Origin of the sequence: Porphyrobacter sp. SLTP (assembly GCF_009905735.1) — a bacterium.
In the GTDB taxonomy this organism is placed as follows: domain Bacteria; phylum Pseudomonadota; class Alphaproteobacteria; order Sphingomonadales; family Sphingomonadaceae; genus Erythrobacter.
On sequence record NZ_JAAALE010000020.1, the window covers coordinates 48110 to 60268 of the forward strand.

Annotated in this window: 14 protein-coding genes; 10 read left to right on the plus strand and 4 right to left on the minus strand. The window is 61.0% G+C overall.

Annotated elements, in window-relative coordinates; genetic code table 11:
• Positions 1 to 50 precede the first annotated feature (50 nt).
• Both GVM20_RS14250 and GVM20_RS14255 read right to left on the minus strand, forming a co-directional pair.
• Positions 51 to 734, minus strand: a complete 684-nt coding sequence (locus tag GVM20_RS14250) for a class I SAM-dependent methyltransferase (protein WP_166547850.1) — start codon at positions 732 to 734, stop codon at positions 51 to 53.
• Positions 731 to 895: a GTP-binding protein gene (locus tag GVM20_RS14255; protein WP_166547851.1), complete on the minus strand. Its 165-nt coding sequence runs from the start codon at positions 893 to 895 to the stop codon at positions 731 to 733. The genes GVM20_RS14250 and GVM20_RS14255 overlap by 4 nt, the downstream gene beginning before the upstream one ends.
• 147 nt (positions 896 to 1042) lie before the next feature.
• Here GVM20_RS14255 and GVM20_RS14260 point away from each other — a divergent pair, with 147 nt between their 5' ends.
• Genes GVM20_RS14260 through GVM20_RS14280 form a run of 5 tightly spaced genes read left to right on the plus strand, consistent with a single transcriptional unit; the run spans position 1043 to position 4266 of the window.
• Positions 1043 to 1375, plus strand: a complete 333-nt coding sequence (locus GVM20_RS14260) for a MerC domain-containing protein (RefSeq protein ID WP_286166018.1) — start codon at positions 1043 to 1045, stop codon at positions 1373 to 1375.
• A 51-nt stretch (positions 1376 to 1426) separates the two neighbouring features.
• Positions 1427 to 1756, plus strand: a complete 330-nt coding sequence (locus GVM20_RS14265) for a hypothetical protein (RefSeq protein WP_166547853.1) — start codon at positions 1427 to 1429, stop codon at positions 1754 to 1756.
• A 4-nt stretch (positions 1757 to 1760) separates the two neighbouring features.
• Positions 1761 to 2414: an ABC transporter ATP-binding protein gene (locus GVM20_RS14270; protein WP_166547854.1), complete on the plus strand. Its 654-nt coding sequence runs from the start codon at positions 1761 to 1763 to the stop codon at positions 2412 to 2414.
• The gene (locus tag GVM20_RS14275) at positions 2411 to 3667 is read left to right on the plus strand and encodes an ABC transporter permease (protein WP_166547855.1); all 1257 of its coding nucleotides are present in this window, start codon (positions 2411 to 2413) and stop codon (positions 3665 to 3667) included. The genes GVM20_RS14270 and GVM20_RS14275 overlap by 4 nt, the downstream gene beginning before the upstream one ends.
• A gap of 2 nt (positions 3668 to 3669) precedes the next feature.
• Entirely contained in the window at positions 3670 to 4266 is a 597-nt protein-coding gene (locus tag GVM20_RS14280) for a DUF3299 domain-containing protein (protein ID WP_234032034.1), read from the plus strand.
• A 292-nt stretch (positions 4267 to 4558) separates the two neighbouring features.
• Here GVM20_RS14280 and GVM20_RS14285 read toward each other — a convergent pair whose 3' ends face one another.
• Positions 4559 to 5029, minus strand: coding sequence for a DM13 domain-containing protein (locus GVM20_RS14285; protein ID WP_166547856.1), 471 nt, complete (start codon positions 5027 to 5029; stop codon positions 4559 to 4561).
• A gap of 127 nt (positions 5030 to 5156) precedes the next feature.
• Positions 5157 to 5507 carry a hypothetical protein gene (locus tag GVM20_RS14290; protein ID WP_166547857.1) on the minus strand — a complete coding sequence of 117 codons (351 nt, stop codon included), beginning with the start codon at positions 5505 to 5507 and terminating at the stop codon, positions 5157 to 5159.
• A gap of 110 nt (positions 5508 to 5617) precedes the next feature.
• On the opposite strand from GVM20_RS14290, the gene GVM20_RS14295 reads away from it, so the two are divergent.
• The 5 genes from GVM20_RS14295 to GVM20_RS14315 all read left to right on the plus strand — a co-directional run.
• Positions 5618 to 6577: an aminotransferase class IV gene (locus tag GVM20_RS14295; RefSeq protein WP_199799629.1), complete on the plus strand. Its 960-nt coding sequence runs from the start codon at positions 5618 to 5620 to the stop codon at positions 6575 to 6577.
• Positions 6574 to 7320 (plus strand): sulfotransferase-like domain-containing protein, encoded by a 747-nt coding sequence (locus GVM20_RS14300; RefSeq protein WP_199799630.1) that lies wholly within the window; start codon positions 6574 to 6576, stop codon positions 7318 to 7320. Before GVM20_RS14295 ends, GVM20_RS14300 begins: the two co-directional genes overlap by 4 nt.
• Before the next feature lie 284 nt (positions 7321 to 7604).
• Entirely contained in the window at positions 7605 to 8522 is a 918-nt protein-coding gene (locus GVM20_RS14305) for an alpha/beta hydrolase (protein WP_166547858.1), read from the plus strand.
• Positions 8523 to 9136: 614 nt separating this feature from the next.
• Positions 9137 to 9454: a hypothetical protein gene (locus GVM20_RS14310; RefSeq protein ID WP_166547859.1), complete on the plus strand. Its 318-nt coding sequence runs from the start codon at positions 9137 to 9139 to the stop codon at positions 9452 to 9454.
• A 48-nt stretch (positions 9455 to 9502) separates the two neighbouring features.
• Positions 9503 to 12159, plus strand: a 2657-nt coding sequence (locus GVM20_RS14315) for an Ig-like domain-containing protein (protein WP_166547860.1), incomplete at its 3' end; no start/stop codon positions are given.

Sequence of the window (12159 nt, forward strand, 5' to 3'; positions counted from 1 at the left end):
ACATGCGACTGCGGGCAACATCAGCGCCGTTGCTCTGGACCTGTTCCTGGTCACGCGCGGGCCGTCCATCCGGTCCACAGCAGGCCAGCGTAGAAAATCTCGGCGTCGCGAAACCCGGACTGCTCCAGCAGCGCCTCTTCGCGCGCGCGGCTGATCATGGGGACGGATTGGCGGATGCCCTCGCAGGCCCGCCTGACGTCCTCGGGCGGTGCGCCGGAGTCGAGTGCGAAGCGGGCGTAGCGATCAAGCCTGCGCTCGAATTGCGGATCGGCCTTGTCGAGGCAATGATCGACGATCACGAACGGCGCACCCGGTCGCAGGCGCGCGCGGATCGCTCGCAGCGTGGCGAGCTTGGCGCCGTCCGGGATCAAGTGGAGCGTCAGAAGGCAAGAGGCGGCATCGAAGGGGCCCAGCGAAGCCGCTTCGACGGTGCCCTCAATCAGATCGCAGCGCCAGGCTTGCTCGGCAAGCATGCTCCGCGCCACCGCCAACATCTGCGCCGAAGGGTCGACGCCGGCGAAACGCCATCCCGCGTGAGCTTCGGCAAAGTGTCGCACCTCGATTCCTCCGCCAACACCCACGACCAGCACTGCGGCATCGCGAGGCGCGTCCTCTGCCAGCAGCATCGTAGCCATCCGCAGCATATCGTGGTGGCCCGGCACAAAGCGCGGCGGCCCCTCGCTGTAACGCGCGGCAAAATCGGGGTCGGCGAAAAAGACCTCCTGCCCGCTCATTGCGGTACGGGCGCATGCGGGCGAGAGGGGGTTTCGGTCGCTGCCCCGCGTTTGCCCCCGCAATTGGCAAGGATGGGGTCGAGGAGCGTGGATTTTCCGGCCCCGAGAAAGCCGGAAAGCGCTGTGGCGGGCAGGCGGGCGTCGCCATCTTTGCGCATCATGAAGCCTCGAAACTTTGGTTGTTGCAAACCACCGCGCTGCACTTATGTGATATTGTAACATCACGCAAGGGCATCACCGACCAATGGCTAGCTACGCAACGACCGGAGACAGACGAATGCACCGACTTGGCATAGGGGCTGTCGACCCTGTGCCTCATGCACTGCATCGCGCTTCCATGGTTGCTGGCGAGCCTGCCGATGGTGATGCATGCCGCCTTGCCCGAGGCGTTGCGCCATAATGAATGGGTGCACGCTGCTTTGATACTGCCAGTCATGCTGGTGAGCGGCCCCGTATTGTTACGCGGAACACCGGAGCCTGGACGGATTGCGCTGGTGGCCGCCGCCTTCGCTCTGCTGTTAAGCGGGTTGTTCGTAGAGGGCGAGGTGTTCGAACAGGAGATGACGGTTGCCGGTGCTACGTTGCTGCTGTTCGGCCATTGGATGGCGATGCGGGATCATCGTCACCCTGCCTCAGAATGACCATGACCTGGTATTGTGGACTCGATTCATGGTATGGTATATCATTCAATCATGCTCACCCCACACCGCATCAACCATCTCGTTTCGGCATCCCTCGGGATCGCTGCGCTAACCCTTGCGGCCCCGGTATCGGCCTGCGATCTCGACGGTTTGCCGGGCATGCACCGCTACAACCCCTTCGTGCGCTATCCGACCGGACCCGCGGTCGAACCCGATCAGCGTTCGCCGCAGAAAGCGCCAACCGACAGCGGTAAACCTGCCCCCCGAAGCGATCGCGATACGCCCGACGCCGAACGCAAGGAACAGCGCGAGTCCAAGGCGTGGGAAGCCGATGACGGCAACGGCCCGATCGGTTTCGAGGACAAGTCCGTCTTCAAGTAAGCCCATGGATATCGCCGTTCGCGACTTAGCCAAGGCCTATGCGGGCCGCGACGTCCTTTCGGGCGTAAACTTCAACGCCGCACCGGGCGAGCGCCTGCTACTGCTAGGGCCGTCGGGATCGGGCAAGTCAACGCTGCTCAACTGTCTTTGCGGGCTTCAACGTCCGGATCATGGCGTGGTCACGCTGGACGGCGCGACAATGGTCTCTTCGCGCTCCACCACGGCGGCTGACACCCTGCGCCGCCGCCATTTCGGGATTGTATTCCAGACCCTGCGGCTTGTCTCGGCGCTGAGCCTGCGCGCCAACCTCACGCTCGCCCAAAAGCTTCAAACCGGGAGCACCGACAAGCCCGCTATCGACCGCATGCTTGATCGGCTTGGCATCGTTCACCGCGCCGACGCGCGCCCGCACCAGCTCAGCCAAGGCGAAGCGCAGCGCGCCGCCATCGCCCGCGCGCTCGTGGTGCGCCCTGCGATCCTCGTCGCTGACGAGCCGACCTCGGCGCTCGATCACGGCAATGCCACGCGGGTGGCCGCACTGTTAATCGAGCTTGCCGAGGAGACCGGTGCGACCCTGATCGTTGCCACGCACGACGATCGCCTACGGCCGCATTTTCCGCGCACCCTGACATTGCAAGAAGGGCAGCTCGCGGTATGATCGGCCTCGCTCTCGCCTATCTGCGCGACCGGCCGCTGACTACCGCACTCAATCTGCTGCTGCTCGCCATCGCGGTCGCGATGCTGGTGTTGCTGGTGCAGGTGAGCGCGCAGGCCAGCGAGCGGTTTGACCGCGATGCGCAAGGCGTGGATCTGGTGGTCGGCGCCAAGGGATCGCCGTTGCAGCTGATCCTCTCGAGTATCTTCCATGTCGACCAGCCGACCGGCAACATCCCGCTCGAAGCGCGCATTGCGCTTGAACGCGATCCCAGCGTTGCGCGGGTGGTGCCGCTGGCGCTGGGTGACAACTTCCGTGGCTACCGGATTGTCGGCACGGATGCCGGGTTCGCGGCGCTCTACGGCCTCACGACCGCCAGAGGCCGCAGCTTTGACGCGCCGATGGAAGCGGTGCTCGGCGCGGAGGTCGCGCGCGCGACGGGGGCCGAAGTCGGGCAGAAGTTCATCGGCAGCCACGGGCTCGTCGAGGAAGAAGGCCAAGAACAGGGCCACGATCATGCGCCATTCACGACCGTGGGCATCCTTGCCCCGACCGGCGGCGTGGCGGATCGCCTGATCCTCACAAGCGTCGAAAGCGTGTGGCAGGTCCATGGGATCGACGAGCATCACCAGACGGGTGAGCGCCACGAGGATGGTGAAGAGCACGATCACCACGAACACAAGATGGCGACCGGGCGGGAGTCGCTCGAATCCGAGTTGACCGCGTTGCTCGTCACCTATCGCAGTGCCGCCGGCGCGATGCGGGTGCCGACGATGATCAACCGCCAGAGCGCGTTGCAGGCCGCCGTTCCCGCGACCGAGACTGCGCGGCTGCTCGACCTGCTTGGCGCGAGCCTTGAAGGCCTCAGGGTGTTCGCTTGGCTGCTGGCGGCGACCGGCGGCCTTGCGATTCTGGTCGCGCTGGTCGGGATGGTGCGCAGCCGTGAGGGCGATCTCGCGCTGTTGCGCGTCATGGGTGCGAGCCGCGCGCAGGTGTTCGGCACCGTGCTGCTCGAAGGCGTGCTGACCGCGCTGGTCGGGACTGGGCTGGGGTGGATCACGGCGCACGGGCTGATCATGCTCGCTCGCGCGAACTTCCCGGCGCTGGCCGAACTCGGTCTCGCCGCCTGGACTCCGCTGCCTGCCGAAGCGGTGCTGGCGGCTGCGGTTGTCGGCATTGGCGCACTCGCCGCGCTGATCCCCGCGCTTGCCGTTTACCGCCTCGATCCCGCCCGTGTGCTCGCGCGGGCCAGTTGACGATGAACCGAAAGGATCTTGCCGAAATGAGCTGGAAGGCGACCCTGCTGATGCTTGCTGCGGTGATCAGCGTCAACGTGGGCCATACGATTGCTGCCGCAGTACAGGGAACCAAGCGCAGCCCGGCTCTTATCGATGCAGCCGTGCGAACCTATGCCGAAAGGCAGGCCCCCGACTACAAAGCCGGCCGCGCGGTCGAGGACGTGTGGAAGCCCGCCGCAACGCCAAAGGGCGGGGTATCGTGGAAGGTGCTTGAAGCGACCGGCGAGACCACGCGCACCGATGCCAAGGGCTTCATCGTTTCCAAGCCGAAATTCACACCACAGGTGAAGGCGCTCGCCGGCAAGCGTATCACTGTTGCCGGGTGGATGATGCCGCTTTCCGCGGGGCGCACCCAGAAGCATTTCGTGTTGCTCGGCTATCCCCCCGGCTGCCCCTTCCACTTCCATGCTGCGCCCAACCAGTTCATCGAGGTCTATGCCGATACGGCCTTCCCAACCAGCGAGACGCGCGTGTTCACGGTGAGCGGAGTGCTGGAACTGACCGGATATGACGAGAGCGGGATCTTCTATCGGTTACGTCAGGCGCGGCCGAGGTAGGTCGGGCCGCAACTGGTCCACCGAAGGCCTACGAGACTTCACGTATCGCTGCCTCTCGCCGGCGCCCAAGCGACGAAAGCCGCTGTTCTGAATGCTAGCGAACACCGGCCGTTGCGCGATCGCGGAAACTGAACGACGGCTTTTGGTAACGCTTGACGCTCAACCTGCCAGTCACGAATGACCGGCTCTGATCGACAGCGGAATGTCAGGTGTCGGGTTGAGGAGCGCAATAGCTGCGCAGCTGGTTTCAGGATCGCGCGTGAGCGGGTCAAGTTCGGGACTGGGTATAGCGTTACCTGTATTTCCCCGCGGTGATGAGCTTGCCGAAAGCCTCGCACCAGATCACCACCGTGTTGTACTTTTCGATGTCGACCCCGGCGGGCACTTGCGTGATGAAGCCATGGTAGCTCTTGATCGCGCCCAATGGCACCGACTGCGCCTTGATTGCGCGGAATCCTTCGTCGGTGTCGACATAGGTGGGCGCGAGGTAGATCCTGTAGTCCGGTCCCGGTGCAAGCTCTCCCTGATGGACGATCCGCTGCTGAGTCACGCTAATTGTGCCCGTGCCCCAGTGCACCGCGTCGCTGCCCGGCAGGTCTTTCTTGAAGGTTGCGGTGTAGGTCGCGTTCTTCGCCGCACGGGCGAGCGCGGCAGCATCGGGCGCGCGCTGGGCGACGAGGATGGGGAGGAAATAGACCCCGAGACCAAAGCCCAAGGCAAGCACGGCGATATGAGTGGTCGCCAGAAGGAGAATCTTCTTCATCGGTCGGGTCTTTCGCGAGAGGGTGTCGCGGTGCCTTTCGCTGGTGGGGGTTGCTAAGGTTACAAGGCGCTCTCCCATTCGCACTTTCCCCCGTCCCGGGCTTGATCCGAAACCCAGCTATTTTCTTTCAGTCTGCCGTGCGATGCGAGCGCGAAAACCAGAAGATTGCGAATAGCGCGGTGCAAAAGCCGGTAGACCGGAAGAGTTTCTCCCAGCACGGGCTTTTAAGGTTGAGGCAGAACATCTGGAAAATGTTGAGCGCCACGATCCCGCGCAGCATCCATTCGACGTTGAGCTTGTGCATGATATAGCTGCCGAAAGGCGCCATGAAGAGCACCACCGGAAAGGCGCACAGCCATGCGCGGATCTGGTAATCGGTGAAGCCCACGCCCCAGAAGAAGCGATAGGCGTAGCCGTCGTACGTGGACGGTTTCCCGAACGCCCAGTTTTGCCATACCCGGCCATTCCCGACCGTCATTTAGGAGCCCCCCGCGAGCTTTGCCGGGCGGCCGTTGATCCCTGCATTACGAGCCGTTCAGTGCCCGTTTCATCACGCACCGCACGCACGCCGGATTGTTCCGCGCCTGAATGACCGATAGACCCCGGGCCGAAAACCGCGAGAGAAACCAGCCTATGCCCGGCAGTCAGGACTTTACCCCCGATCCCCGCAACGACGCCGTGCTTGCGCTGCTCGACGGCCAGCTGGTGCCGGCGCGGGAAGCGCAGGTTTCGCTGTTCGACGCCGGGTTCGGGCTGGGTGACGGGGTTTGGGAAGGCCTGCGCCTGCACAGGGGCGCGCTGCTGTTTCTCGAAGCCCATCTCGATCGCCTTTATCAAGGCGCCGCCGCATTGCGCATCGACATCGGCATGACACGCGCGGAACTGACCGCCAGCCTGAGGGAGCTCCTGCGCGCCAACGGGATGGAGGACGGGGCGCATCTGCGCCTGATGGTGACGCGCGGGCGCAAGGCGACAATCAATCAGGATCCGCGCTTCACGACTGGCAGGTCCACCATCGCGGTCACCGCCGAGTTCAAACGGCGCCCGGCCGCGGCGCGGCCGCTGGCGCTTGCGATGTCCTCGATCCGCACCTCGCCGCCCGAGATCTTCGACATGCATCTCAACACCCACAGCCGGTTGAATTACATCCGCGCGCTGCTCGACGTGATGGACACAGGGGCGGACGAGGCGATCATGCTTGACCATCGCGGCTTCGTGGCAAGCTGCAATGCGACCAACCTGTTCTGGGTGAAAGATGGCACGGTGTTCACCTCGCGCGACCATTTCTGCTTCAACGGCATTACCCGGGGCAACGTGATCGCGCTGTGCCGGGACGGGGCGGCGCCGCTGCGGCAAGGCGACTGGGAGGCAGAGCATCTGCTCGCCGCCGACGAGGTGTTCGTCACCGGCACCATGGGCGGGGTCACCCCTGCCGGCAGCATCAATGACCACGCCTTGCCCGCCTCGCCCGGGCCTGTCACCACCGCCATCGCGCAGGCCTATGAACGGCTGAAGGATGCCTATGCCGAGGAGCACGCAATAGTATGACGATCCGGATCGCCATGTGGTCAGGCCCGCGCAACCTTTCGACCGCGATGATGCGCGCCTTTGAAAACCGGGCCGACTGCGTGGTCAGCGACGAGCCCTTCTATGCCGCCTATCTGGCGACGACGGGGCTGGTTCATCCGATGCAGGACGAGGTGCTGGCCTCGCAGCCGAATGACTGGCGGGAAGTCGCGGCGCAACTGGCGGGGCCGTTGCCAAAGGCGGCGGGCAAGGGCGATCCGGCGGTCTGGTACCAGAAGCATATGACCCATCACATGCTGCCAGAATTTGGCCTCGACTGGACAGCGGATTTCCGTCACGCTTTCCTGATCCGCGCACCCGCCCGGGTGCTGAACTCCTATGTCGCCAAGCGCGAGGATGTGGCGCTGGCCGATATCGGCCTGGTGCGTCAGGTGGAACTGTTCGACAGGTTCGCGCACCAGACCGGCGCGGCGCCTCCGGTGGTCGATAGCGACGCGTTGCTGCGCGATCCGGAAGGCGTGTTGCGCCGCCTGTGCACGGCCCTTGCCATCCCGTTCGACCCGAACATGCTTCACTGGCCCAAGGGCCGGAGGGCGAGCGACGGCGTCTGGGCGCCGGCTTGGTACGCCTCGGTCGAGCAAAGCACCGGCTTTGCGGTGCAATCCGGCTCCGATCTGCCGTCTTTGCCCGCGCACCTCCAGCGCATCGCCGATGCAGCTCTGCCATTCTATGAGCGGCTCGCGGCTTATCAAATTTCCGTTTAGCCCGCAGGAGTGCATGAGGCATCATGATCAAGGGGAGATGCCAAGAGCTGCCAAAGTGGCGCCAGCGTTCCTGAACCGGCCGACTACAAAAGTTAGGCGGGCATTCGAGCGCAGTGAGCTCAGCCAGAGGCATCTCTTTCGTCACCCTGTAGACTCTTCGGCTCATCCGAAAAGCAGCGCGCACGGGCGATTGGCACTTCCGACTAGGTCTTATTTTTGAGCAGCGCGATCGCTGATCGGCTCTAGATGATTTGCAGGGGGAAAATGTGCATTTTGCGAAAGTAATGGCGGCTAGCGCCATATTCGTGGCCTCTTGCTCCGGCGCGGAATCGTCGCAAGCCGATAGCAATTCTGCTGCGACCGTGACGAGCCAGCGCGCGCAAGGACATCCATACGAAATTCTTGGCACCCGGGTTTTCGACCTAACGGATCCGGCAAGCCAAATCCCCTATCAGATATTCGTGAGCCTTCCGCCAAGCTACGAGCAGCAGCCCCAGCGAAGATATCCGACCGTGTACGTGACGGATGCGGATTACGGTTTCCCGATGCTGCGACTGATCGGCCGACGACTGAACGGTGCGCAACCGCAAGTCGAAGAATTCATCACCGTGGGACTGTCCTATGAAAAAGGGCAAGATCCCATGGTAAGCCGAAGACGCGACTACACACCGACAGCCAAGGGAGCCTCGGACGCGCCGTCCACTGCAAGGCACGGTGAATCGCTGCGTTATCGCAACTACATACGAGATGTGGTCATCCCATTCGTCGATGGCCAATGGCGCACACAAGCGGACAAGCGTGTGTATGTCGGCCACTCCTATGGTGGTCTCCTCGGCGCGCAAATCCTGCTGACAGAACCAGAGATGTTTGATGCCTACATCCTTGGCAGCCCGTCATTCTGGTACGATCAGAAATACTTGTTGCGAGAAGCGCTGGGGCTGCTGGATCAACAGCGCGCGATCAATGCCGACGTCTATCTGTATGTCGGTGAATTTGAAGCGCTGCGGACCGGAGACAAGCGCTATCATCAGGAAGTCGATATGGTGGCCGACAATCGGGCCTTTGCAGACATTTTGCGGTCCCGGGGCTATCGAGGACTGAAACTTCGGGCCGACGTTCTCGCCGATGAGGACCACATGTCGGTCGCGCCGCGAGGTTTTACGCAAGGCCTGCTGCATACCTTGCCTGCCAAGGAAGACTGAATGAGGGTGGTTGTCTCCTTATGTGCCTAGCTTCGTCATGTCCGTCGGCCTGATAGCTGATTGTCGTGGGCCTCCCCGATGATGAGAATTGCCCAGTATCCTTTGTAGAAGCCGATCCACGGCGTGAAGCCCAACGCCCCGGCTGAGGAGATGATGGGTGCCGTGTCGCAGGCCGGGACATAGGCGGGACCGTCGCACTCCTTCCAGACACCCCAACCGTACGGTCCGAAGCAGGCATTGACGACAACAGATCCTTCTGGGTTCCAATGAACACCGTCCGGATGTCGTGAATCATGCCGCAGGCCGCCCGCTTCGCCGAGGGCAGGAGAACGAAAAATCGCTCTCGAGTTTACTTTCGCTTCATACAAAATCGAAATACTATCAGGCTGTTGTGAACATCAAGGACGGCGGCCGAGAGGAAATTGAAAAGTGTTTATTTTTCCGAGGCTTCTTTCTGAACTCCGAGCGGACCACATTTCCAATTGCTGTCGGTTCGCTATTGATAGTTGGGCCATGCGTTTACATGGCAAGCCAGGGAGTTTGTGGTGCTCGTACAAAGTAAAAGGAAGATACGGTTTCGAACTGTCGCACTTGCTACGCTACAAGCTGCAGTCATGAATGGGGCACAAGACGAGACCTGCTTTGTCAAAGGGGCAGAATATCTGGCCGAACAGGCAAGCGCGGACCAGATTTGCCGAAAATTCAAGCAAAGCCTGTTCAACGCATTGGATGACGCCGTTGATCAACACACTTTTACAGTGAGCCTGAGCATAGAAGAAAGTGGGACGATAACTGCGGTGCTGATCTCCAAAGACCATGGAAAAACAGAAGATTATTTTGAGGTCGCGGTCGATGTCATGGACCGAGCTCTGAACTTGAGTGACTTGGATCGCCTGGCGAGAGCGGCGGCGGATATGATGAACAAGCAGTAACCCTGCCGCCCAAGTTTTCAGGCGTTCGTTTTGAAGGATAGGTTGGTTGTGAATTTGCGGGACCCAGTCGGCATCGCCGGCCCATATCAGGCGAGCACCAATCATGCGGATGTGCAAACCGCTGATCCGGAGAGCGTGCTCGGCAAGGCAATTCACTATCAGGCCTGTGCTTGCGTTGCGTGCTGCGGCGGCGCGATGGTTAAAGCCGGAAGTGTTGGGATTGAGCTGGCCGCGGGCAAGCAAAATTCCGAATATCAAGATACGATCAACGGTGTCGGAACAAGCGGAAAAGTAACACCAGGCTTTTCTGTCAATGATGTGCTTGAAACATCTGGCGATAGTGATTGGTTCAGTATCGAACTCGTCAGTGGCGAAACCTATACCTTCAACACGCTTCTCCCGGCCGGCGGGCTGTCGGACAGCATCCTCACTTTGCGCGATGTCAATGGCAATGTCATAACGACCAATGATGATGCCAACTCGCAAGCAGGATTGGCATATTCAGAGATTACATTCACCGCCTCGACCTCTGGCAAATATTTTCTCGAGGTTTCTGGTTTTGGGGGCGCGACCGGGGCTTACTACCTGTCGAGTTCGCGCCCAGTCGTCGATGCCGAGGCAGCCAATGCATCGACCAGTGCGGCGCTTGTCGTGGGTGGTCCGTCAATCGTCGCTCAACTTGAGCAAGCGGGCGACCGTGATTGGTATGCGGTCACTCTCGTGGCGGGCCAGGCCTACGAGTTCTTCACGAGCTCGACCGCGGGCGGCTCTGATGTCGATACGACGCTAACGCTTCGGAATGCCAATGGTGGGGTGCTTGCCTTTAACGATGACAGCAATGGCATGTATTCCAGCATCAAATTTACCGCCACTTCGAGCGGGACATTCTATTTGGATGTGCGCGGTTGGGCCGATGGCCAGCAAGGCGCTTATAAGGTTTCGGCCCAAGCCGCGGCGCCACTCGCAGAGTTTAGTAATGATCAAATTGCAGCGCAGCTGCTTTACGGGACCAATGGCAGCCCAGCTGACCTGAGGCGCTTCAATGTTTCGGCAGGCGGCACGCTGACTGTCAACATTACATCGCTCGATGCTGGCGGTCAGTTTCTTGCCCGCGCAGCACTTGAACTATGGAGTGATGCAACCGGGATTATCTTCAGAGAAGTCTCAAGTAGCGCTCAAATCACGTTCCAAGATACCGAAGAGGGGGCTTTCGCTTCGTCAATACGGACGGGTCAGTTCATCACAAGCGCGACTGTGAATATTTCGACGCAATGGATCAGTACGTACGGGACCACGCTCGATAGCTACTCTTTCCAGACCTACCTTCACGAAGTCGGTCATGCGCTCGGCCTGAGACACCCGGGCCCCTATAACGGCACCGCAACCTACCCGCAGGATGCGGCCTTCCTGAACGACTCCTGGGCCACGACGCTGATGTCCTATTTCAGCCAGGACGAAAACACCTTCTTTGCCAACCAGAATTTCAGCCGGGTGTTCACACTCACGCCGATGATCGGCGATCTTGTTGCGATTCAGACCGCTTACGGTACCTACAATGGTACTCGCACAGGCGACAATACGTATGGTGTAGGCAACAACACTGGTCGAACAGTCTACGGTATCAGCCCAGACACGACCAACAATGCAGGAAATTTGCTTGCCTTTGTCATATTCGACAATGGGGGGATCGACACTCTCAATTATTCAAGCTTCTCCGCGAACCAGCTGATTAACCTCAACCAGGAAACCTTTTCCAACGTTGGCGGCAGCATCGGTAACATGAATATCGCGCGTGGGACTGTCATTGAGAATGCTGTCGGTGGCGATCGTGACGATCAGATCATCGGCAACGGTGTCGCAAACTCGCTGGTCGGTAACGGGGGCAATGATATTCTCATCGGTGGAGGAGGCGACGACGTCCTTTCCGGCGGCACCGGCGATGACGTCCTCGACGGCGGTCTTGGCAATGATACTGCTGTCTTCAATGTCAATTTCGCCGATGCCCAGCTCACCCTGGAAGGCTCGGATATCTTCATGTCCAGCGCCGCGTTTGGCAAAGACCGGCTCATCGGTATCGAGAACCTGCGCTTCCTTGATGGCGATCGGACGGTTGCCTCGCTACTCGATGGCACCCCGCCCACGATCACAAGCTTCTCGCCGACCGACGGCGCGGTCAATGTGGCGGTAGGCAGCAATGTTGTCGTCACCTTCTCCGAGGCCATCCAGCGCGGCAGCGGCACGGTCGAGATCCGGAGCGGGTCTGCAACTGGCCCCGTGGTCGAGGCGTTCAATGTCGCGAGCAGCAACCGGATTGCGATCAGCGGATCAACCCTGACCATCGATCCGACGAACGCTCTGGTTCAAGGCACGACCTATTTCGTGGTCATCAACCCCGGTGCTATCGAAGACCTCGCCGGCAATGATTTTGCCGGAACCAGCACCTATGACTTTGCCACGGTGCCGCCTACGGACACCGCTGCACCGGTCGCCACAGGCTTCTCGCCGACCGATGGCGCGATCAATGTGGCGGTAGGCAGCAATGTTGTCGTCACCTTCTCCGAGGCCATCCAGCGCGGCAGCGGCACGGTCGAGATCCGGAGCGGGTCTGCAACTGGCCCTGTGGTCGAGGCGTTCAATGTCGCGAGCAGCAACCGGATTGCGATCAGCGGATCAACCCTGACCATCGATCCGACGAACGCTCTGGT